A 23,109-nucleotide genomic window follows, 5' to 3' on the forward strand; every position below is an offset into this window, starting at 1 on the left:
TCTTTAGAGCCCGGTGGAGGCGATGATGCTGTCGATATTGCTTTTGTCGAAAGACAGAATGCGATCCACGCTGATCAGCTTATTGGCCGAGTCTACGGTCGCCTTGCCCATGCCCGGAATATCCATGCCGGTCTCGAACTTGGCGCCCTGCAATTGCAGGCTTGCGACCGCCACCATGGCGTAGCCGGCATCCTTCGGGCTCCAGAGGAAGCCCTGGCGAATGACGCCCGCGTCGATCAGCGGCTTGCCCTGGGATGGGATGACGGTGCCGACGATCGAGATTTTCTTCTGCAGATGCCGCTGACGCACGACATTACCGGAACCGATCGGCCCGTTGGAGCCGAAGCCCAGAATGCCGCGCACATTCGGATAGCCCTGCAGCACTTCGCGCGTCACCTGTTCCGAGGTGTCGATCTCATCCGCGCCAGGGAAGCGGGAAGTGGCGAGTTTCATATTGGGATAGTTCTTGAGCTGATAGGCGATCGCCGCATCGGCCCATTTGTTGTGCAGCGGCGTCGTCAGCGTGCCGACATAGATGACGTATTCGCCCTTCTCTCCCATATCCTGGGCGAGCGCCTTCATCTGCATCTCACCGAAGACAACCGAATCGAGCAGTTCCACGTCCCAGGTGCGGCCGTCCTGATTGGGGCCTTCCTGGGTGATGACGATGATGCCGGCGGCCTGGGCGCGGGCGAGCACCGGTGCCAGCACCTTCACATCCAGCGGCACGAGGCCGAGCACGTCGACCTTCTTGGCGATCTGATCTTCCACCAGACGCACCTGCTGCGCGGGATCGACCGTGACGGGCCCGACCATGGAGGTGTTGAGGTGGAATTTCTCGCCGCCTTCGATCAGGCCCTTCTGCAGGAAGTTGAACCAGGGCACGCCCTGAATCTTGACGACGGTCGCCATGACTTTTTCGGTATCGGCGAAGCTGGCTTTGGGCAGCGCTGCGGCAAGCAGGCCACCGCCGACAAGTCCTGCCACCTGACGGCGTCCCAATACGGGCGTGATGATCTTCTTCATGATTGACGTCCCTCTCTGATCTTTTGACCGTTTCTTACTTCTAGGCGTCTTTTATTATTCTTGATCTATAGTCCTGCCGCGATGGACAGTCGCGCGGCACGGACGGACCCGCCCGATGCTAATGCCCGCCCCATCTGCTCGGCTCTGATGGCCGACGTCCTCCTCGTGCCTCTGCGCATGACCTGCGTCTGATGCAATCAGCAAACCATAAAGGTTTCCAGAGGGACAGCCCGTAACCCTACCTTTGTCAAATATATTCGGCATATGATGCCGCACTTATGCGCATGCGGTCCTGGCGTATTGCACGTTTGCGCAAGCCTTCATGACCCCGGAGGCTTGCCAGCGGCGCCCAAGACTCCCAAGCTCTGGGGCAAGAGAGGCTGCCCAAGGTAGCGCTACCGGGAGGAACGAGCGATGACGGACGACGACTATCTGCCCCAGGACCACGAGAGCGCGACGCTGATCGGCCGCGTTTATGACCCCAGCATTGGCGGCCCCTGCATCGTGCATCTGCGCGGCGACCAATTGGCCGATATCACGGCGGCCGGCCCCACCGTCTCTGCCCTGCTGGAGCGCGACGACCTGCTGAGCGCGGTGCGCGAGGTACCGACCGCCCGCAGCTTCCCGGTCGCCGAGGTGATCGCCAATAGCCTGGCGGGCCGGCGGGATGCGCCCTACCTGCTTGCCCCTTGCGATCTGCAGGCGGTGAAAGCCTGTGGCGTCACCTTCGCCCGCTCCATGCTGGAACGCGTCATCGAAGAGCGCGCCCGCGGCGATTTCCGCGCCGCGGCGACCATCCGCGTCCAGATCAGCAATGCCATCGGCGGCCAGTTGCGCGACCTCAAGCCCGGTTCGACTGAGGCGGCACGCGCCAAGGAGGTGCTGATGGAGGCGGGCTACTGGTCACAATATCTGGAAGTCGGCATCGGCCCGGATGCCGAGGTTTTCACCAAGGCTCCGGTCCTCGCCTCTGTCGGCCTGGGCTCGGAGATCGGCATTCTGCAAAAGTCGAGCTGGAACAATCCCGAGCCTGAAGCGGTTCTCGCCGTCAACAGCCGTGGGCAGATTCTGGGCGCCACACTCGGCAATGACGTCAATCTGCGCGATATCGAGGGCCGCAGCGCCCTGCTGCTGGGCAAAGCCAAGGACAACAACGCTTCTTCCGCCATCGGCCCCTTCATCCGCCTGTTCGATGAGGGTTTTTCGCTTGATGACGTGCGGCAGCTTGAGATTGCGCTGCGCGTTACTGGCGCGTCCGACGGCTATGTGCTTGAGGGCGCGAGTTCCATGAGCGAAATCAGCCGCGACCCAGCCGAACTGGTCAGCCACGCCACAGGGCCACATCACCAATACCCGGACGGTTTCATGCTGTTTCTGGGTACACTCTTCGCACCCATTCAGGACCGCGACACGCCGGGCCAGGGATTCACGCATAAGACGGGCGACCGGGTGGACATCTCCGCCCCGCAGCTTGGCAGACTGGTCAACACCGTCACCTATGCCGAAGCCGCCGCACCCTGGACCTTCGGCATCGGCGCCCTGATGCGCAATCTGGCGGAGCGAAACCTGCTCGGTCAAACCTGACCGGGTCACATCTGAGCAAGTAAAAATATATCACTTGCCGTCCGCCGGATGACTTGCAAAGGTATTTTAATAAACACACTGTAATGAAAATCACAGCGGCTGATCCAACAGCCGCGACACGGGAGCGCCAGGGCGATGTTCCACCAACTGCTCACGCCTATCAGTGGTAGCCTTGCCGCATCATGCGGGGTCGCGGCGCTGCCCATTCTGGTTGTCCTGGTGCTGCTGGGAGTATTGCGCCGCCCTGGCTGGCAGGCGGCGCTCGCCGGGCTGATCGTCGGCATTCTGGTCGCGATCATCTTCTGGCAGGTGCCGACCGGACTCGCGGTGAATTCGGCAATCGCGGGCGGCGTCTTCGCGCTGTGGCCGATCATGTGGATCGTCGTCGCCGCACTCACGATCTATAATATCGCAGTCCTGTCCGGCCGCTTCGATGCCTTCCGCGACTGGATATTGGAGCATCTGCCGGATGACCGGCGCGTCGTGCTCATCGTGCTCGCCTTCTGCTTCGGCGCCTTGCTGGAAGGGATTGCGGGTTTCGGCACGCCCGTCGCCATCATCTCCTCCATCCTGATCATGATCGGCTGGAGCCCGCTGGAAGCGCTGACCTACACGCTGATCTTCGATACCGCGCCCGTCGCCTATGGCGCGCTCGGCGTGCCGATCACCGTGCTGGGCCAGGTGACGCATCTGCATGACGTCTCGCTCGGCGCCATGGTCGGGCGGCAATTGCCGTTGTTTGCGTTCTTTCTGCCCTTCTATGTCATGTTCATCTTCGGGGGATGGCGCTCCGTCCGCGCGCTGCTGCCGCTTCTGCTGGTGGCCGGCGGCAGCTTTGCCGTGACGCAGTTCTTTACCTCGAACTTTCTTGATTACCGACTGACCGACGTGCTCGCCTCACTCGTCTCGCTGATCATCTCCATTTCCTTCCTGCAGGTCTGGAAGCCGGCGCCAGACGCCCGCTTCACCATGCGCCAGCATGCGGCGACGCAAGGACGGCTGACGCATATTTCCGGCTGGCAAGGCTGGCTGCCCTGGGCGCTGGTCTCGGCCGTCGTCATCATCTGGACGAGCTTCAAGATCTTCCATATCGGCGAGATGAAGATCCCCTGGCCGGGACTGAACAACGCCATCTTCATCACGCTGTATAACAAACCCTATGCGGCGATCTGGGATTTTCAGCCACTCGCGACCGGCACCGCCATTCTGGTCTCGGCGATCATCACTGCCTTGCTGCTGCGGGTATCTTTCAGTGATTTTCTGCGCTGCTTCGGCCGCACCTTCATCCAGCTGCGCTTCGCGATCTTTACCGTCATGTGCATCATCGCCCTGGCCTATGTCATGAATTACGGCGGCATGACCTATACGCTCGGCAAGGGTGTCGCGTCGCTCGGCAGCCTGCTCTTCCCGATCGCCTCGGCCTTTCTGGGCTGGATCGCGGTCTTTCTCTCGGGGTCGGATACATCCGGCAATGCGCTGTTCGGCAATCTGCAGGTGGTGGCCGCCAATCAGCTGCAGCTCAATCCGATCCTGTTTGCCGCGACAAATTCGTCGGGCGGCGTCATGGGCAAGATGATTTCGCCGCAGAATATCTCGACCGGCGTCTCCGTCACCGATCTTGTCGGCCGCGAGGGCGAGGTCTTTGCCCGGACCTTCAAGCATAGCGTCTTCCTCACGCTGCTGGTCGGCATCCTCGCCTTCCTGCAGCAATATGTCTTCACCTGGATGATTCCGCATTGACCATGCTATCGCCGGAGTAGGCTTAGCCGAGAGGCTGAGCCTGTCCATCGCATGGTGACCGCACCCGCTCATGAGCATTCCGACAAGCCACCCCTACCCTTTCGACCCGACCTATGGGTTTACGCTTGCGGCGCTGCGGGCGGTCATGCCGCCGGCCGCGCCACCCGGCTTCGACGCCTTCTGGCAGGCGCGCTATGCCCGTGCCCTGGCGCTCGACCCGCAGCCGCGCCTAAGCGAAAGCGCCACACGCCACCCCGATTGGCGTGTCTTCGACATCACCTATACCTCGACCGGCGCCTTCCCCATCGGCGGCTGGCTGCTGCTGCCGCGCACAGGCGCGGTCAGGCGCGGCCTGATCGTGGGCCACGGCTACGGCGGTCGCGACCAGCCGGATTTCGACATTCCAGTGACGGAGACGGCAATCCTGTTTCCCTGTTTCCGCGGCCTGTCGCGCAGCAGCCGGCCACCGATCTCGAGCGATCCGCAATGGCATGTGCTGCATGATATCGACAAGCCGGACCGCTATATCCTGGGTGGCTGCGTCGAGGATCTGTGGCTGGCCGTCACTGTCCTGACGGGGCTCTATCCCGAGACCGCAGGCCGGATCGGCTATAGCGGCATCAGCTTCGGCGGCGGCATCGGCGCGCTCGCCATCCCCTTCGACCGGCGCATCGTCCGCGGGCATCTGAGAGTGCCGACCTTCGGCGCGATGCCGCTCTGGCTGGCGCTGCCCACGACCGGCAGCGCGACTGCCGTGCAGACCTACCGCAAGACCCATCCCGAGGTGGCGGAGACGCTCGCTTTCTTTGATGCGGCGACGGCCGCCACCCGCATCACCGGGCCCATGCTGACGGCTGTCGCCCGCTTCGACCCCGCCGTCGCACCGCCCTGCCAGTTTGCGGTGGCGAATGCACTGGCCACCTCAAAGCATCATGAAACATTTATTCTGGATGCCGGCCATTGCGACTATCCTGGCATGGAGGAGCAACAAGCCCTCCTCACTGACACAGTCAGGCAGTTCTTTGGGGCGGCATGAAGCGAGATTACCGGCGCTGGTATAGTCCACGGCTGCATCGGGACATGGAGCTGCTGATCTTCGGTCATGCCGGGGCAAAGGTGCTGATGTTTCCGACCCGGGATGGCCGCTTCTGGGAATACGAGCAGCTCAATCTCGTCGGGCGGCTTGCCGACAAGGTCAATGCCGGACATCTGCAGCTGTATTGCATCGAGGGGCTGGCGCGGGAGACCTTTTACGATCAGGGAAGGCATCCGGCTGAGCGCATCCGCCGCCATGCCGCCTACGAGGACTACATACTCCACGAAGTGCTGCCGATGATGGCCTGGAATAATGGCCATGACTGCACCATCGCGCTGGGCTGCAGCCTGGGCGCCTTCCAGGCCGCGAGCCTCGCTTTGCGACACCCGCATCTGTTCCGCAAGCTTGTGGCCTTTTCCGGCCGCTATGATCTGACGATGCAGGTTGAAAGCTTCGGAGACCTGTTCGACGGCTATTATGACGACACGATCTATTTCCATACGCCGACGCATTTCCTGCCGGGCCTCGCCTGCGACTGGCGGCTTGATCAGCTGCGCCGGCTGGATATTACGCTCGCCATCGGCCGGGCTGACCCGTTCCTCGACAACAATCTCCATTTCAGCCGTCTGCTGGGTGAGAAACATGTCCATCACCAGCTGCATTTCTGGGACGGGCGAGCGCACCGCGCCGGGGCGTGGCGCGAAATGGCCGCCCTTTACGTGTGATGGTTAAACGAGTTTCGCCAATAGCGCATAAAGACGATCGCTTTCGTCCGCAGTCAGCGGGGCCAGCGTCTCCTGCGTGATGGTGGCGGCGGCGGCGAGGTTGCGGGATGCGACGTCCCGCCCCTCCGGTGTCAGATCAACCAGGAGCTTGCGCCGATCCTCGGCATCCGGCAGGCGGACGACCAAGCTTCGCGCCTCCAGCCGATCCACCGTGCCCTTGACGGTTGCGGCATCCATGCAGACCGCCCGCCCGAGGGCTGCCTGCGAAATGCGGCCGATGTCATGGAGTTTCGCCAGCACCGCCCATTGCATCGGCGTCAGCCCGTCGCCGATCCGCTGCGCGAAGATCGTGGTATGGCGCTGCGTCACCTGCCGCAGCAGAAAACCGATCTGCTCATCCAGCACATAGGCAGCCGCGACCGCAGCGTCTGACATGCTAACGCAACCCGTCCTGGCCGACGATATCGGCGGCGGCCAGACCACCGACGCGGGCGAGCGGCCGGCCGCTATCGGTCACCACCACCGCCACCAGGATTTCATTGGCCCGCGGCGCGTCGGCGATGCTGACCTCCATCGCGTCGAAATGGCTGCGCACATAGGCGGCATTGCGATGGCCGAGCGGCACGTCGATGACCGTGCCCAGGGTGCCGCGCTTCTTGGCCGAGGGCACCAAAGCAGCGCCGCCGCCCAGCACGCTGCGCATCGGGGCGCCCAGCTTGGGGTGCAGGATGGCGGCGGCATGTTCGATCTCCCCCGCCTCCCCCACGATCGCAGCCTTGCCGTAGCTCTCGACCGCGTCCGGCGCGATGCCGAGCGCGGCGACCGCGCGTTCCGTCAACATCCGGCCGAGTTCGGCACCGATATCGAACAGGTCCGTCAACTCGGTCTGAAAGCCTTCAGCGAAGGGATTGGCGATGACGGCGATGGCCGCCGCGCGCCGTGTGGGCGGGCTGACGGGCTGTCCCATCTCCACCAGCACTTCATCGGTGATGGTGACGAGTTTGCGGATGGCGAGCCGCGTGCTGCCGGGATCGCTCATCGCAGGCCATCCTCACCGCGAATCTCGGCCGCGGCCAGGCCGCCGACGCGGGCATGGATGCGCGCGCCTGTCGTCATGACCAGCACCAGCGCCAGTTCGTCGGCGCGCGGACCATCCGGCACGCCGACCTCGATCGCGTCGAAATGGCTGCGCACATAGGAAGCGTTGATATGGGTCACTGGAATATCGAGCCGGGTGCCGGGGCCGCCGACCTTTTTGGCCGAGGGCACGATAGCTTTCGCGTCCCCCAGCACCGCGCGCATGGCGTAGCCGCCGGGCACATGCCAGAGCGCGCCATGCTCCAACTCACCTGCGGCACCGACGATGGCGCCTTTGCCGTAGCCCTGCACGGCCGCCGGATCGCCCCCCAGGGCGGCCACGAGTGCCTGCGCCATCTCGACGCCCAGCGGCTCCAAGGTCTTCATGAAGAAAGCAATATCTTCGACATAGCGGCCGGCGAAGGGATTGGCGATGACGCTGATGGCCGCCGCGCGTTTCAGCGGCACCGCCGCGACCGGACCGCCCTCGTGGAAAATCTCCTCCACCGTCAGAAGACGCTTGCGCAATTCGATGTCAGCCATGGTTGGTTTCCTCTGTCGCGCAGGTTTCGCCCTGCAGATGTAAAGCGGCCCGTTCGATCAGCCCTTCGGCCCGCAGCCTGTCCGCCACAGCCAGGCCACGCGCCAAGGCGTCTGACACGTCCGAACGTGACAGCGGCCCGACATCGCGCGTGACCAGGATATCACCCAAGTCGCTGTCAGGCTGAATGCTATGCGCGGGCAGTCGCTGCACCGCCGGATGACCGGGCAGATCGACCGCATTGGCGATGACCGTCGCTGCCGCATCCGCCATGGCGGCAGTGCGGGCCAGCACGGTGACGGCATCCGCGATGCCGCGCGAAAAGCTGCGGCCATGACGGCCGCTGGTGCCCAGGCCCCGCGCCGCATCGCGATGCGTCAGCGTGAAGCGGCCGAAAAGGTCTATGGCACCCAGTTCCGGCTTCGCCACCATGCCGACGGCGATGGATTGGCCGGGTGCGAGGTGAAGCGCGATATCCCCGCCATTATTCACTGCCGCCCGGTCGAGCGATGCGGACGCCAACATGGCGGCGAGGATATCCTCGGCGACCGCACCAGCGACGGCGGCCATGGGGGTGATGAAGCCCCAACCCGCGAGCGGCGCGACGGCCGCGCGCATGCGGCGCGCGACGGCGCCCGCAGGCCAGGGACTGTCGGCTGACACGCCTGCCCGCAGCAGAGGCAGTTCGGCACAAAGCTCGTCCAGCACAGTTGTGAAACGGTCTCGGGCCGCACGATAGGCCAGTTCAACGGCTGCCGGATCGGCCTCCGCCATGATGACAAGGTCGATCGGCCCGTCCTGCAGATGCAGGCGCGGGATGGCGCCGGCGGCGGACGGCGGCAGGAGCTTTGCCACCGCACGACCGGGCACCGTCAGTGCTGTGTCAGCGGCAATAGCGGCCACGGATTCTCCGGCAGTTGCGGGACGAAGCGATGCGGTGTTGCGGCGTCAATCTCACTCGCCCGCCGCACATGATCCATATAGCCGCCCATGGCGGCGTAATCGGCCAGCGGCAGGGTGAATTCGATAGGGGCCACCAGTGCGGGCGTCGGCACATAGCCGAAGGCATTGTCCGGCAGCTTCAGGACATCGACCATGAAGGTGATGCCGCCACCGGGCCAGAGATAGACCGGCGCGCCGCCGCAGGTGAGGCGCGTGATGCTACGGCCGACCGATTGCGTGAGACGCACGGGATTATCCGTGACCCCCGCGCGCAAAGACCCGCCGGCACCGCCGATGAAGAGCACGCTGCAGAGCGCGGGCTCGCAATTCTCAGCAATGCGCGCGACCGAATCCTGCACCTCGGGCGGCAGGTCCTGCCGGACGGGGTGGAGTGCATCATCAAGCACGTAATAGCCCGCATGTTCGCCGGTGGTGCTGACCATCAGCATGCGGATGCCGGGGCGCGCATGTTTGGGATCGAAGGGGTCCAGGATCGACAGCGGGTCTGAAATATCGGTGCCGCCCCAGCCGGTACCGGGATGGGCGACCTGGAAATAACGGCCGGGGGTGGAACGGCGGCCGCGCATGCGAATGCCCGTGGGCTGCACGCCCAGAAGCTTGCCGCCCTGATGCTCGGACAATACCCCGGTGATATGGTCATCGACGACCACGACCTCATCGACCTTGTCGATCCATTGCGGCGCGAAGATGCCGATGGTGGCCGAACCGCAGCCGACGCGCATGCGCGTCTCGGTCACGCCATTGACGATCGGCGCCTGCCCCGCCTGGACTACGACGGTCGCGCCATCATCAATGGTGAGTTCGACCGCCTGCTTGTTCGACAGAGCCAGCAGCGTCTCGCACGTGACGCGGCCTTCCTTCTTGCTGCCGCCGGTCAGATGCCCGACCCCGCCCAAGGACAGCATTTGTGAACCGTATTCGCCGGTGGTGACATGGCCGACCGGCTCGCCTTGGGCGCGGACGATGGCACGCTCATCGCCCAGATGCCGGTCGGTATCGATCTTGACCTTGACACCGCAATAGCTGAACACGCCTTCCGTTACGACGGTGACCATATCGACACCGTCCACCGGTGTAGAGACGATGAAGGGCGCGGGCTTGTAATCAGGATAGGTAGTGCCGGCACCGATGGCGGTGACGAAGGTATCCGCGCCACGCACCAGCCTGCCGTCCCAATCCTCGCTCGCCTGGAGAGAGACCATCGGCGTGCCATGGGCCTCGGCCGCTTCCAGAAGAAGGAGCGGGTCAACACGCACGAGCAAGCCATCGGCATTGGCGTAGCGGTCACAGGCGCCGGCGAGGCCAGGGCGGATATTGCACATGACCGGGCAGGCATCACAGCGAATGGTGGCGGCAGGATCAGCCATGGTTTCGTTCATTCCTACTCACGGGCCGGCATGGGCAGTGCTGGCACGCAGTTTCGAAATTGTCTGGTCAAGATCAGGCCATGCCGGCTGGCCGGGCGCATATTGGCGGCGCAGAAACTGCACCAGATCGGCGATCTGGCTGTCCGACAGAACCGGGCCAAAGGCCGGCATCGGTCCCGTACTCGCCACCGCCGGCTGCGGCACGCCGCCCAGGATGATGCGAATCAGATTGTCCGGCCGGTCACTGTGCAGATTGCTGTTGAAGGCAAGGTTCGGCTTCACGCCGAAGAGCGGCGGCGCGGATGGCGCGTGGCAGACGGCGCAGGCGCCCTGGAAGATGCGCCCGCCGGGGCCGGCGGAGGCCAGCATGGCACCCGCATTGCGCGCGTCCGCCGCCTCCATCGCTGTCTTCTCCGCTTCAGCCGAGACCGGGGGTAGATCGCTTGCCAGATAATGCGCCATGGCACGCAGGTCGGCATCGGGCAGCGCCTGCAATTCATGGATGACCGGCGCCATGGGTCCGGCCGCCGGCCCGTGCAGGGGCGAGAAGCCAGTGCGGAGATAGGTGAACAGCTCAGCTTCGCTCCAGGGGATGGGCGCGCGCGACAGGGTGGACAGCGCCGGTGCCTCCCACCCTTCTGCCTCTCCACCGGCGTAACGCCGGCTTGCAATCTCAGCCCCCAAAGCGTTGCGCGGCGTATGGCAGCTGCTGCAATGGCCCAGGCCCTCGACCAGATAAGCGCCGCGGTTCCAATCCGCGGAGCGCGCGGGGTCAGGCTGGTAGGCGCCGGGCTTGAGATAAAGCGCGTTCCAAGCCGCCATCAGCGGCCGGATATTCATCGGGAATGACAGTCTGTTCGCGGGCGCTTTTGCGACCACCGGCGGCTGCGCCATCAGATAGGCGTAGATCGCTTCCAGATCGTCGTCCGTCGTCTTGGTGAAGTGATCATAGGGAAAGACCGGGTAGAGATGCCGCCCGTCCCGCCCGATGCCGTCCCGCATGGCGCGGCGGAAGGCCTCGAAGGACCAGGCGCCGATGCCCGTCTTCACGTCTGGCGTCAGGTTGACGCTATAGACCGTGCCGAAGGGCGTTTCGAGCGCGAGACCGCCGGCCAAGGGCTGGCCGCCCGGCGCCGTGTGGCAGACCGCGCAATCGCCCACAGCCGCTAGCGTCTTGCCGCGCGCGATGGTCGCTTGCGAATAGAGCGTCGGGTCCGGGGTCGCGATCGGATCGATCGCCGCGCGCAGCGGCAGTGCCAGCGTGCCAACACCGATCAGCCCGGCGAGCCCCAGGCCGAGACCGGCCCAGAAGCCGCGCTTCTTCGCGGGCGGCAGCGCGGGCAAAGCGGCCTGCAATGGCGGCGGTGCGACACCAGCCGCTTCCAATCCGGCGCGGACCCGTTCCGGCGTAAAGGGCAGCTCCCGAAAGCGGACGCCGGTTGCGTCGTAGATGGCATTGGCGATGGCGGCGGCGCTGGGGACGGAGGCTGATTCCCCCACGCCCAGCGGCGGTTCCTCCGGCTTGTCCATCATCAGCACGTCGATGGGCGGAATTTCGGGGAAGGTGATCATGGGGTAGCCACCCCATTCGCGCGTTTCAACCGCGATCTGGTTGAAACTCACCTCTTCCTTCATCACCCGGCTGATGGATTGGATGACATTGCCGTGGATCTGGTGCTGCACCCCGGCCGGGTTGATCATCAGCCCGGAATCCTGGCCGACCGTCACCTTTGTCAGTGCAACGTCGCCGGTCACGCGATTGACCTCGACATCGGCGACCCAGGCGGACCATGCCGCCGGCACGCCCGGGAATTGGCCATGGACATAGACCGCATAGGCGAAGCCGCGACCGCGCAGGATGTCGCCCTCGCCGCCCAACGATCCGGGTTCGGTATGCGGCACCCAATCGACCCGCGCGGCCATGGCCTTGACCAGATCGACGGCGCGCGGATCTGCCAGGTAACGCAGGCGGTATTCGATCGGATCGGCCTTTGCCGCGGCCGCCGCCTCATCGATCCAGCTTTCATGTGCAAAGGAATTCGGCATGGAGGACACGCCGCGCAGCCAGGAGGCGCGGACGATGGGCGCCATGTCATGAGCCGTCGCACGCAGCGCGGGATACTGATAGGGCGGGATCGCGGTACGGTCCCCCATGGTCAGCACCAGCGGCACCGGCGGCACCACGCCGGTCAGCAGAGAGGCGAGCAGCGGCGCACCATTGGAGGGGTAGCGGGTGGAAAAGTCATAGGAAGCGACATCACCCGTGGCCGTCAAACCGCCGCGCACCTCCATGAGCTGCGCGGTACCCTTCGGCTCCCACGCCGTTTCCTGCTCCCGCGTGAGTTGCACGCGCACCGGCCGTCCGACGGCGCGGGACAGCAGTGCGGCATCGCCGCCGACGTCATCGGCGCAGTTGCGGCCGTAACAGCCGGCCGCCTGCAGACGGATGATGTCGATCTGGGCCTCTGGCAGCCCCATGAGCTTAGCGAGATCGGCGCGCAGCATGTGCGGATTCTGCGTGCCCGACCACAGCGTCAGCCCATCCGGCCGCCAGTCCGCGACCGAGCATGACGGCCCAATCGATCCATGCAGGTGATAGGGCCAGACATAGGTCCGGTCCATCGGTTGCGCAGCCTGGGCGCGGGCAGCCTCGACATCGCCGCGATGAATGAGTTCGCGCGGCGTGCTGGGATTGGCGCGCAGGGCGGTCGGAATATCGGTGAGGTCCGGCAGATGCGGCGTCTGTTTCCAGAGGACGCGGAGACGTTCGGCGGCACGCGCCGCCTGCTCTTCCCGCTCGGCCACAATGCCGATGAAATCACCGATGACGACGACCGCGACGATGCCGGGCAGATCGGCGATGGAGGCCTTGTCAACCTCGATGAGGCTGGTGCCGACGAAATCCCCGGCATCGACGCCGGCATAGGGTGGCCGCACAACGCGGCCGTGCAGCATGCCCGGCACCCGCACGTCATGGACATAGACGAGCCCGCCGGTGGCCTTGGCCGGCAGATCAACCCGCGCGGCCTTCTGCCCGACGACGCGATAGTCCGCGACAGGCTTGAGCGGGGCTTCCCTGTCGAACCGCACCACAATGCGGTCCTCGCCAATCAGATCGCCATAGGAGAGCGCGCGATTGTCTGGCGCCGGCGGGGTCACGACGCCATCGGTGATGCTCAGGTCGCTGGCCGGCACATCCAGGCGCTCGGCGGCACGGGCGAGCAAAACGGCGCGCGCGGTGGCGGCCGCACGGGCAAGCGGCTTGGCGGTGATCTGGATGGTCTCTGACGCGATCGTCGGGCCCTGATTGGGCGTGCGCGCCGTATCGCCCAGCACCACGGAGACGCGTGGAAACGCGACGTCCAGCTCCTCCGCCACGATCTGGCCGAGTGCGGTGCCGATGCCGGTGCCGAGATCGACATGGCCGTTGAAGGCGGTGACGCGGCCGTCGGCCGCGACGATGACGAAGATCTCGACATCATCGGGGCCGGTGGCAGCCGGCTTGTCGCGCACCACGACAAGCTGGCGGGCGTCCGCGAGGTAGTCCGCCGTTCTGCGCTTCTCCGTCATGGGGCGGCCATCATCTGGGCCGCGCGTTTGGCGGCGCGGAGAATTTCGACATGGGCGCCGCAGCGGCACAGGTTATAGCGCAGCGCCTCAGCGATCGTGTGATCGTCAGGGCTTGGGTTGCGCGCCAGCAGGGCCGTCACCGTCATGATCATGCCGTTCAGGCAATAGCCGCATTGGGCGCCTTCCTCGGCGATGAAGGCGGCCTGTACGGGATGCGGGTTTTCGGCGGTGCCGAGACCTTCGAGCGTGGTGATCGCGCGGCCCTCGACCAGCCCTACGGGCAGACAGCAGGCGCGCGCCGCGACACCATCGACCAGCACCGTGCAGGCCCCGCATTCGCCCAGGCCGCAGCCGTATTTGGGACCGTTCAGACCCAGATCGTTGCGCAGAATAAAGAGAAGCGGCGTGTCATCCGCGACCGTCAGGACGTGGCGCTGGCCATTGACCTGGAGCGTCAGCGGCCGCAAGGGCGCTGATCCTCGCTACAATGCGATCCTGTTCCGCCGCCCCGCCGCATGACCCTGCCCGCATTTGATCGTTTGTATGCATACGATCATGGGTCGGGGGTCAATTCCCTGTCAACGGCTTTCCGTGGTCTTAAACCCCGGCAGCGCCATGGGCGACGAAATGCGGATTGCGGAAATCCGGCTTGCCATAGAGGAAGGGCTTACCGTCCGTCGTCCTGACACCGCCGCCGGCCGCCACGAGCACGGCATGGCCCGCCGCGATATCCCATTCCATGGTGGTGCCGAGGCGCGGATAGAGATCGGCCTCACCGCGCGCGATGAGGCAGAGTTTCAGGGAGCTGCCCGCAGCCCGGAAGGACGTGACCTTGCGACCTTTCAGGAAAGCCTCCATCGCCGCGGCGTCACCATGAGAACGGGAGCCCACCACCGTCAGCCCTTCCGCGGGCACCGGGCGACAGACGATTTGGCGTTCGCCGCTGGCATCCGTCAGCGTGGCACGGCCTTCGGCGCCGGCATAGGTCTCGCCCAGTGCAGGGGCGACGACGATGCCCAGCACCGGACGGCCATCCGCGATGAGCGCGATATTGACGGTGAATTCGCCATTGCCGCTGATAAATTCGCGGGTGCCGTCCAGCGGATCAACCAGCCAGAAGCGCGCCCCAACACGGGACGGCCCGAGCCCTTGCGCCACTTCCTCCTCCGAGACCACGGGGATATCAGGCGTCAGCGCCCGCAGCGCCGGCAGGATGACGGCTTCCGCCGCCTCATCCGCCAGCGTCACCGGGCTGCCGTCGGCCTTCTCCCGCACGCCGGCACGGTCACCATAGAAGACGAGCGCCGCGCGCCCAGCCGCTTCAGCCACCGGCCGGAGGGACGCGAGCAGGTCCGTGAGCGAGAGCGTGTCCCCCACAAGCCCGCTCATGCCGCATTGCCCCGCAGCAGGCCGCGCTCTTCCAGCGCGTCGATGATGCGGATAGCCGCCTGTTCCGAGGTCAGTTCTGTGGTGTCGATATGCAGTTCAGGATTCTCCGGCGCCTCATAGGGGCTGGAAATGCCGGTGAAATTCTTGATCTGCCCGGCCCGCGCCTTCTTGTAGAGGCCCTTCGGGTCACGCGCCTCAGCCAAGGCGAGCGGCGTGTCGATGAAAACCTCCAGGAACTCACCCTCAGGCATCAGTTCTCGCGCCATCTGCCGTTCCGACCGGAAGGGCGAGATGAAGGAGACCAGCACGATCAGCCCGGCATCCGTCATCAGCCGCGCCACTTCGCCGACACGGCGGATATTCTCCACGCGGTCGCCGTCAGTGAAGCCCAGATCCCGGTTCAGGCGATGGCGGACATTGTCGCCGTCCAACAGGGTGGAATGCTTGCCGAGTTCAAACAGGCGTTTTTCCACCAGGTTCGCGATGGTGGACTTGCCGGCGCCCGAAAGGCCCGTGAACCACAGCACGAAGGCCTTCTGATCCTTCTGCGTGGCCCGCACACTGCGATCAATCTCCATCGCCTGCCAGTGGATGTTCTGGGCGCGGCGGAGGGCGAAATGGATGGTGCCGGCGGCGACCGTCTCATTCGTGAAGCGGTCGATCAGGATAAAGCCGCCCGTCTCCCGGTTTTTCGCATAAGGGTCGAAGGCGACGGGCTGGCTGAGACTGACATTGCAAAGGCCGATTTCGTTCATCACCAGCTGCTTGGTCGCCACCTGCTCCAGCGTATTCACATTGACCTTGTGCTTCAGCGTGGTGATGGCGGCGACGACCGTGCGGGCGCCGAGCTTGAGCAGATAGCTGCGCCCGGGCAGCATGGCCGTCTCATTCATCCAGACGATGGTGACTTCAAACTGGTCGGAGACCTCAATCGGATCGTCCACACCGGTCAGCACGTCACCACGGCTGCAGTCGATTTCGTCTTCCAGACAGACCGTGACGGACTGGCCGGCGACGGCCACCGCCATGTCGCCGTCGAGGAAAACGCGCGACACGCGGCTTTCCCGGCCCGATGGCATGACGCGCACCACGTCTCCCGCCTTCACCGCGCCCGCCGCGATGAGACCGGAGAACCCGCGAAAATCGGGGTTGGGGCGATTGACCCATTGCACGGGCATGCGGAAGGCGCCGCCGCGATCGGCTGTTGTGGTCTCGACCGTTTCCAGATGTGCGAGCAAAGGCTGGCCGCTGTACCAGGGCGTATTGCCGCTTTTTTCGGTGATATTGTCCCCGGCCAGGGCCGACATCGGGATGGCGACGATATTCTCAAGCGACAAGCCGGCCGCGAAACTCATGTAGTCGCCCAGGATGCGGTTGAAGACCTCCTGGCTGTAATTGACGAGGTCCATCTTGTTGATGGCGAGCACGATATTGCGAATGCCGACCAGCGAGGCGAGGTAGGAATGGCGCCGCGTCTGCGTCAGTACGCCGCGGCGCGCGTCGATCAGGATCACGGCCAGATCGGCTGTCGAGGCGCCGGTCACCATGTTGCGGGTATATTGTTCGTGGCCGGGCGTGTCGGCGACGATGAACTTGCGCTTGTCGGTGGCGAAGAAGCGGTAGGCGACGTCGATGGTGATGCCCTGCTCGCGCTCGGCGGCGAGACCGTCCACCAGAAGCGCGAAGTCGATGCCCGCGCCCTGCGTGCCCGTCTTTTTGGAATCAGCCTCCAGAGCCTCGAGCTGGTCCTCGAAGATCATGCGGCTGTCGTAGAGAAGCCGGCCGATCAGGGTTGACTTGCCATCATCGACCGAGCCGCAGGTGATGAAGCGCAGCAGGCTTTTATGCTCATGCTGGCGGAGATAGGCCTCGATATCGGTCGCGAGGAGGTCGTTCTGCATATCCATCAGAAATACCCCTCCTGCTTCTTCTTTTCCATGCTGGCCGCACTGTCGCGGTCAATCGCCCGGCCCTGGCGCTCGCTTGTCGTGGTCAGCAGCATTTCCTGAATGATCTCGGGCAGCGTATCCGACCGGCTTTCGACCGCACCGGTCAGCGGATAGCAGCCAAGGGTGCGGAAGCGGATGCTTTTCATCTCGGGCGTCTGGCCCGGAGGGATGCGCATGCGATCATCATCGACCATGACGGTCATGCCGTTATACTCCACGACCGGCCGCAGCGCCGAATAGTAGAGGGGCACGATCGGGATGCTTTCCTTGTAGATATACTGCCAGATATCCAGCTCGGTCCAATTGGAGAGCGGGAAGACGCGGATCGTCTCCCCCTTGTTCTTGCGAGTATTGTAGAGATTCCAAAGTTCGGGGCGCTGGCTTTTGGGGTCCCAGCGATGGCCGGGCGCGCGGAAGGAGAAGATGCGCTCCTTGGCACGGCTTTTCTCCTCGTCACGCCGGGCGCCGCCGAAGGCGACGTCGAAGCCGAAATGATCCAGCGCGGCCTTCAGCGCCTCGGTCTTCATGATATCGGTATAGGAACCGCCATGGTCGAAGGGGTTGATGCCGCGCGCGACGCCGTCCTGGTTGATCCATTCATGCAGTTCAAGGCCGAGTTCCTGCACGCGCTGGTCGCGAAAGGCGATCATTTCCCGGAACTTCCAGGTCGTGTTGACGTGCAGCAGGGGAAAGGGCGGCTTGCCGGGCGCGAAGGCCTTCATGGCCAGATGCAGCATCACGGCGCTGTCCTTGCCGACGGAATAGAGCATCACCGGGTGCTCGGCCTCGGCCGCCACTTCCCGCATGATATGGATGCTCTCGGCTTCCAATCGCTGGAGATGGGTCAGGTCCGGCGCCGCCAGAGTGGCCGCGGTGACGGCGTTCGGCATGGTCTTCTCCCACAGATCGGGTCGCAGATGGTGACGCGGAATGCCGGTGAAAAGCTCCACCCGCAGCACCAGTTCGGCCGGAATTTCACGATCGCCGCTGACCCATTGGCTGACCGCACCCTCGCTCCGCCCGACCGCTTCCGCGATCTCGCGCTGACGTTTGCCGCTTTGGCGAAAGAGGGTTCTAAGGTCGGGCATGGGGCGCGGCTTTAGCCAAACTAAAGAAGCGGGACAACGGCGTATTGGACACTGCTGACCGTTGACAGACAAAGCCCTTGCTCCCGCCCTTCAGCTGGCTTTTAATCGTTCGCATACAAACGATCTGGAGTGGCCGATGACGCGACGGGTGGCCGGAATCGATGTCGGGGGAACCTTCACCGACGTGCTGCTCTTTGAGGAGGATGCGGGCGGCAGCCGAGTCCATTTCGCAAAGGTCCCGTCGACCACCGCCAATCAGGCGGAGGGCGTGCTGCAGGGCATCCGGGCCGCCGGCACCACGCCCGCCGCACTCGACCTGCTGATCCATGGCACCACCGTCACGACGAACGCCGTGCTGGAGCGGAAAGTGGCGCGCGTCGGCCTGATTACCACCCAGGGTTTCCGCGATACGCTGGAAGTAGGCCGCCGCACGCGACCCCATGCCTATGGTCTGTTCGGCGTTTTCGAGCCGCTGGTGCCGCGGGAGCTGCGGCTGGAGGTGCCGGAGCGCCTGAATGCCGCGGGCGAGATTCTGACACCGCTGGATGAGGCGGCCGTCACCCGCGCCGTCATCGCGCTGCGCGACGCGGGCTGCGAAGCCCTCGTCATCCATTTCCTGCATGCCTATGCCAATCCGGCCCATGAACTGGCGGCCGGCCGCATCGCCGCCGATCTCTGGCCCAATGCCTATATTACGCTGGGCCATGCCCTGCTGTCCGAATATCGGGAGTATGAGCGCGGCACGACGGCGTCGGTAAATGCCGCCGTGCAGCCTGTCCTCGATCGTTATTTGGAGCGACTGACCGAAGGGTTAAGGCAGGAAGGCTTCCAGCATGATTTGCTGGTGATGAACGGCAATGGCGGCACCATTGCCGCCCCCCTTGCCGCGCGCGACGCCGCCAAGACCGTGATGTCGGGTCCGGCTTCGGGCGTGATTGCGGCGGCGACCACTCTGCTGCAATCCGGCGTGGGCGATGCCGTGACCTATGACATGGGCGGCACCTCGAGCGACGTCGCGCTGATCAGCGGCGGCCTGCCGGAAGTTTCGGCGGAACTGACGATCGATTACGGCCTCCCCATTCATGTGCCCATGGTCGATGTCCGCACCATCGGCGCCGGGGGTGGGTCCATCGCCTGGCTGGATGCGGCCGGGATGCTGAGGGTGGGACCGCATAGCGCGGGATCGACCCCCGGCCCCATCTGCTACGGCCGCGGCGGGCGCGAGCCCACCATCACCGATGCCAATCTCATCCTTGGCCGGCTGGACCCGGCCAAGTTGAGCATTGCCGGGGCCGACCGGGTGAGCGTCGCGGATGTGCGCGCGATCTTCCAGGAGAAGCTGGCGACGCCGCTTGGCCTCTCCGTCGACGAGGCCGCGGCCGCCGTCATCGCGCTGGGCAATGTCCATATGGCGGGCGCGATCCGCATGGTGTCGCTCTCGCGCGGGCGGGACCCGCGCGCGCTGACCCTGTTCGCCTTCGGTGGCGCCGGGCCGCTGCATGCCGTGGCCCTTGCGGCCGACCTCGGCATCCCTGATGTGCTCATCCCGGCGCGACCGGGCCTGACCAATGCGCTGGGCTGTCTGGTGGCCGACCTGCGCCAGGATTTCGTCAATACGCTCAACCAGCCGCTGGATGCGGTAGAGATGACGGAGGTTCACCGTTTGCTCGCCGAGCAGAGCGCCCGCGGCATTGCCATCAATGCCGCCCAGCAGGGAGAGATTGAGGCGACCGAAATCCGTCATTCCGCGGATATGCAGTTCCGTGGCCAGACACATCTCATCCGGGTCGATATTCCTGATGCCGCGGTCAGCCGCGAGACGCTGCAAAGCCTGTTCGAGGAGGCCTATTTCGCGCGGTTCGAGATCCGCATGCCGGAGATCCGCGCGACGCTGGTCAACCTCAATACTTCCGTCACCGGGCGGCGGAAGCCTTTTCCTGTCGCGGCCTTGCTGAACCCCAAGGCGCGGGTCGCCGATGTGGCGAGCGCCCGCACCGGCAGCCGCCCGGTTTTTGCCGGCGGCGCATGGGTCGATTGTCCGCTCTATGCCCGCGATGCCCTGCCGCTGGGGGCGGAACTGACCGGGCCCGCCGTGCTGGAACAGGCGGACTGCACCATTTTCGTCGAGCCGGGTGCGAAGCTCCGGGTGGATGGGATCGGCAATCTGCGCATCGCCCCCGCGAGCCCGGCCGCAGCAGATGCCGAGACGAGCAGCACCGACCCGCTGGCGCTGGCCGTGATCGAAGCCGGCTTGCAGCAAGTCTGCAACGAAATGGATCTGGCCTTTTCACGCGCGGCCTTCTCGCCCGTGATCGCGGAAGCGGATGACCGGTCCGACGGCATCTACGACGCCGAAACCGGGGCCTTGATTGCGCAAGGGGAACTCGGCCTGCCGGTTTTTGTCGGCGTCATGCAGTATTCGACCGGAGAGATCACCCGCCTGATCCGGGAAGGCCGGGTCGCGGCACCCGAGCCGGGCGATATCTATATCGTCAACGATCCCTATCTCGGCGGCACGCATCTGATGGATGTGCGCTTCGCCATGCCCTTCTTCCATGACGGAAAACTGCTCTGCTGGCTGCAGAATACCGGCCATTGGCCAGATACCGGCGGCATGACGCCGGGCGGCTTTTCGGCGCATGCGACCGAAGTGGAGCAGGAAGGGCTGCGCCTGCCGCCCGTGAAACTCTTCAAGCGCGGCGAGATGGACCAGGAAATCCTCTCCATCATCAATGCCAATATCCGCGTCGCCGACCAACGCATCGGCGATATCAAGGCCCAGGTTTCCGCGCTCAAGATCGGCGAGCGGCGGCTGGCGGAGCTGATCGCGCGGCACGGGCTGCGCACGGTGACCGGGGTCATTACCGAAATGAAGACGCGGGCCGCCGACCTGATGCGCGCCAAGATCGCCGCGATCCCAGACGGGGTTTATGCGAGCGAAGCTTTCGTCGATTCCGACGGCATCGTGAATGAGCCGCTGCGCATCGCGCTGACCATGACCAAGGCGGACGACACGCTGCATTTCGATTTCTCGAAATCCAGCCCGCCCTGCCGGGGGCCGATGAATTCGGTCTTCGCGACGACGCTCTCCTCCGTCTATCTGGCTGTGCGGCATATCTTTCCCGATGTGCCGCTGAATGCCGGCGCTTTCGCACCCCTGGTGGTGCCGCGTCCCGAAGGCACGTTCCTGGATGCGCGCTATCCGCGCCCCGTCTCAGGCTGCGCGGCGGAAGTCTCCCAGCGCATCGCGGAGGCGGTGTTCCTGGCTTTGGTGCAGGCCATACCGGACAAGGTGACGGCCGCACCCGCAGGCTCTTCCGGCAATTTCGCGCTCGGCGGTTTCGACCCCAAACAGGGCGCGGGCTATGTGATGTATCAAATCTCCGGCGGCGGCTATGGCGGCAATTTGCTGCATGACGGGCTGACCAACGGCTGTTCCACCATCGGCATTTCCAAGACCGCGCCGGTGGAGGTGATGGAGCAGAAATTCCCCATCCTGTTCCGCCGCTTCGCGCTGCGCGAGGGCTCGGGCGGGGCCGGGCAGCATCGCGGCGGCTTCGGCGTGCATTATGAGATCGAAATCCTGCGCGGAGAGGCGACGGCGAGTTTCGTGATGGATCATGGCCGCTTCGGCCCTCCCGGCGCACTCGGCGGCCAGGATGGCGCGCGCAACGTGGTGCGCGTGCATCGCGATGGCGAGGTCTATGTGCCGGAGCATCTGTCGAAGGATCAGAATATCCGCGTGACGGCCGGGGATCGGGTAGAGGTGATGACGCCGGGTGGTGGCGGTTACGGCGACCCGCGGCTTCGGCCCGCTTCCCTCGTGGAACGGGACATCGCACGCGGCTATTACACGCGGGCGGAGGCGCAGGTGCTGTGGCCCGGCGTGACAGTGTCACTTGACGGTGTTGTTTAAAGAGCCCAGCCCATGCTGCTCAATCCGCTGCCGCGCATGTCGTGATCGCCGACCAGAAAGCAATATCGGCCAGGGCCTGTCTGGGCCATTAGCCGGCCAGGATTCAGGCCCTGCGCCGCGATTGATCGCTGTGCGTCAGCCAGATAGGTCTGCGCCCATTGCGCGATGAAGGATCGGTCAAGCAGGCCCAGCGCGCGGTTTTTATTGGTCTTGCCTATGCGGGTATCCAGGACATCCCGGCACGCCCACTTGACTTGATCTGTCATCACCAGTCCTAGGAACGCAAATAGTGTTTCAGTCTGACCAGGAAGGTCCGCGATATCGAGGGCTAATGCGGCAGGCCCGGCGGCGCGACGGGATGCGGCCAGGCGCGCCTCCATGGCCGCGATCGCATAGGCGCAGTCTGCCACGACCTGCCTCGCCTCCACCTCCTGCGTGAAAGACCCCATTGCCTGCAGCCGCTTGAGTGACCACTCACACAGGATATTCGAGATGCAGAGGCTTGTGAGGTCACGGTGAAGAAGCAGAAACCGACCTTCGGGAAACAGATCCATCAAAAACCGGGTGATCGTCTCTCCGCCATAGCGAATCTCCTTGAATCCCCAGCGCTGGGCAGGGGTCAGGCCGCGCGTGAAGGTCTCAATCAGCCAGTCGCGCAGCATGGTGCGCGTGGCGTGGTGGGAGACGGTGGTGCGCCAGGGGTTGAAGGCAGTCGCCGTCTTGTTTTTCAGAAACCGGTCCAGCCCCCTCTCCGCAATCGGGGTGACCAGAGGGGGATAGCACTGCATGGCCGTATCGAGCGCCAGCAGGTGATTAAGCATGCCTCCATGTTCACCCCAGATCACCAGATCGGGATGGCAATTCAACAACCGCTCGACCATCGTCGAGCCTGACCGATGCGTGCCGAAGATGAAAACCGGACCATGGTTCATGGTCATCCGCCCATGACGGTGAAAAGGTTCAGGGTCTGATCGGCTTGGATTGAACCGCGTCAACGATCGAACCAAACCGCGAATCAGATCCTGATTAAACAAATAAAGTTTGTCCGCAGAGCGAGATGCAGACGAATGCAACAAGATGGAGGCCGCGGACGATGGCAGGCAGGTGTTCGTAGCCGCGCACCAGATGCGGCAACCGG

At 64.6% G+C, this 23,109-nt stretch carries 17 protein-coding genes; 5 read left to right on the forward strand and 12 right to left on the reverse strand.

From position 1 onward, the window contains the following. Positions 1–3: 3 nt before the first annotated feature. Positions 4–1,026: a substrate-binding domain-containing protein gene (locus tag AC3G7M_RS18140; protein WP_489213542.1), complete on the reverse strand. Its 1,023-nt coding sequence runs from the start codon at positions 1,024–1,026 to the stop codon at positions 4–6. Positions 1,027–1,440: 414 nt separating this feature from the next. On the opposite strand from AC3G7M_RS18140, the gene AC3G7M_RS18145 reads away from it, so the two are divergent. From AC3G7M_RS18145 to AC3G7M_RS18160, 4 genes are all read left to right on the forward strand, one after another. After that, positions 1,441–2,610, forward strand: coding sequence for a fumarylacetoacetate hydrolase family protein (locus AC3G7M_RS18145; protein WP_489213543.1), 1,170 nt, complete (start codon positions 1,441–1,443; stop codon positions 2,608–2,610). A gap of 135 nt (positions 2,611–2,745) precedes the next feature. After that, positions 2,746–4,350 carry an L-lactate permease gene (locus AC3G7M_RS18150; protein WP_489213544.1) on the forward strand — a complete coding sequence of 535 codons (1,605 nt, stop codon included), beginning with the start codon at positions 2,746–2,748 and terminating at the stop codon, positions 4,348–4,350. A 70-nt stretch (positions 4,351–4,420) separates the two neighbouring features. Continuing rightward, on the forward strand, positions 4,421–5,386 hold the full coding sequence (locus AC3G7M_RS18155; RefSeq protein ID WP_489213545.1) for an acetylxylan esterase: 966 nt from the start codon (positions 4,421–4,423) through the stop codon (positions 5,384–5,386). Continuing rightward, positions 5,383–6,111: an esterase family protein gene (locus tag AC3G7M_RS18160; protein ID WP_489213547.1), complete on the forward strand. Its 729-nt coding sequence runs from the start codon at positions 5,383–5,385 to the stop codon at positions 6,109–6,111. Before AC3G7M_RS18155 ends, AC3G7M_RS18160 begins: the two co-directional genes overlap by 4 nt. Before the next feature lie 3 nt (positions 6,112–6,114). On the opposite strand, the gene AC3G7M_RS18165 is transcribed toward AC3G7M_RS18160, so the two are convergent. From AC3G7M_RS18165 to cysD, 10 genes are all read right to left on the reverse strand, one after another. After that, positions 6,115–6,546 carry a MarR family winged helix-turn-helix transcriptional regulator gene (locus AC3G7M_RS18165; protein WP_489213549.1) on the reverse strand — a complete coding sequence of 144 codons (432 nt, stop codon included), beginning with the start codon at positions 6,544–6,546 and terminating at the stop codon, positions 6,115–6,117. Between the two features lies 1 nt (position 6,547). Further along, the gene (locus AC3G7M_RS18170; protein WP_489213551.1) at positions 6,548–7,150 is read right to left on the reverse strand and encodes an amino acid synthesis family protein; all 603 of its coding nucleotides are present in this window, start codon (positions 7,148–7,150) and stop codon (positions 6,548–6,550) included. Continuing rightward, positions 7,147–7,731: an amino acid synthesis family protein gene (locus tag AC3G7M_RS18175; RefSeq protein ID WP_489213552.1), complete on the reverse strand. Its 585-nt coding sequence runs from the start codon at positions 7,729–7,731 to the stop codon at positions 7,147–7,149. The genes AC3G7M_RS18170 and AC3G7M_RS18175 overlap by 4 nt, the downstream gene beginning before the upstream one ends. Then, on the reverse strand, positions 7,724–8,632 hold the full coding sequence (locus AC3G7M_RS18180; protein WP_489213553.1) for a UPF0280 family protein: 909 nt from the start codon (positions 8,630–8,632) through the stop codon (positions 7,724–7,726). Before AC3G7M_RS18180 ends, AC3G7M_RS18175 begins: the two co-directional genes overlap by 8 nt. Beyond that, positions 8,602–10,059, reverse strand: coding sequence for a 6-hydroxynicotinate reductase (locus AC3G7M_RS18185; protein ID WP_489213554.1), 1,458 nt, complete (start codon positions 10,057–10,059; stop codon positions 8,602–8,604). Before AC3G7M_RS18185 ends, AC3G7M_RS18180 begins: the two co-directional genes overlap by 31 nt. An 18-nt stretch (positions 10,060–10,077) precedes the next feature. Continuing rightward, the gene (locus tag AC3G7M_RS18190) at positions 10,078–13,629 is read right to left on the reverse strand and encodes a molybdopterin cofactor-binding domain-containing protein (RefSeq protein ID WP_489213555.1); all 3,552 of its coding nucleotides are present in this window, start codon (positions 13,627–13,629) and stop codon (positions 10,078–10,080) included. Further along, positions 13,626–14,096, reverse strand: a complete 471-nt coding sequence (locus AC3G7M_RS18195; protein ID WP_489213556.1) for a (2Fe-2S)-binding protein — start codon at positions 14,094–14,096, stop codon at positions 13,626–13,628. The genes AC3G7M_RS18190 and AC3G7M_RS18195 overlap by 4 nt, the downstream gene beginning before the upstream one ends. A gap of 130 nt (positions 14,097–14,226) precedes the next feature. Next, a complete protein-coding gene (gene cysQ, locus AC3G7M_RS18200) occupies positions 14,227–15,018 on the reverse strand; it encodes a 3'(2'),5'-bisphosphate nucleotidase CysQ (RefSeq protein WP_489213557.1) in 792 nt (263 codons plus the stop codon). Continuing rightward, positions 15,015–16,925 (reverse strand): sulfate adenylyltransferase subunit CysN, encoded by a 1,911-nt coding sequence (cysN, locus tag AC3G7M_RS18205; RefSeq protein ID WP_489213558.1) that lies wholly within the window; start codon positions 16,923–16,925, stop codon positions 15,015–15,017. The genes cysQ and cysN overlap by 4 nt, the downstream gene beginning before the upstream one ends. Next, positions 16,925–18,055: a sulfate adenylyltransferase subunit CysD gene (gene cysD, locus AC3G7M_RS18210; RefSeq protein WP_489213559.1), complete on the reverse strand. Its 1,131-nt coding sequence runs from the start codon at positions 18,053–18,055 to the stop codon at positions 16,925–16,927. The genes cysN and cysD overlap by 1 nt, the downstream gene beginning before the upstream one ends. A gap of 136 nt (positions 18,056–18,191) precedes the next feature. Here cysD and AC3G7M_RS18215 point away from each other — a divergent pair, with 136 nt between their 5' ends. Continuing rightward, positions 18,192–21,971: a hydantoinase B/oxoprolinase family protein gene (locus AC3G7M_RS18215; RefSeq protein WP_489213560.1), complete on the forward strand. Its 3,780-nt coding sequence runs from the start codon at positions 18,192–18,194 to the stop codon at positions 21,969–21,971. Here the strand turns inward: AC3G7M_RS18215 and AC3G7M_RS18220 are convergent. Further along, the gene (locus tag AC3G7M_RS18220; RefSeq protein ID WP_489213561.1) at positions 21,968–23,047 is read right to left on the reverse strand and encodes a sulfotransferase; all 1,080 of its coding nucleotides are present in this window, start codon (positions 23,045–23,047) and stop codon (positions 21,968–21,970) included. The two genes, AC3G7M_RS18215 and AC3G7M_RS18220, sit on opposite strands and share 4 nt — an antisense overlap. Positions 23,048–23,109: the final 62 nt, after the last annotated feature.

The sequence above is a fragment of the Acidisoma sibiricum genome (assembly GCF_057837225.1).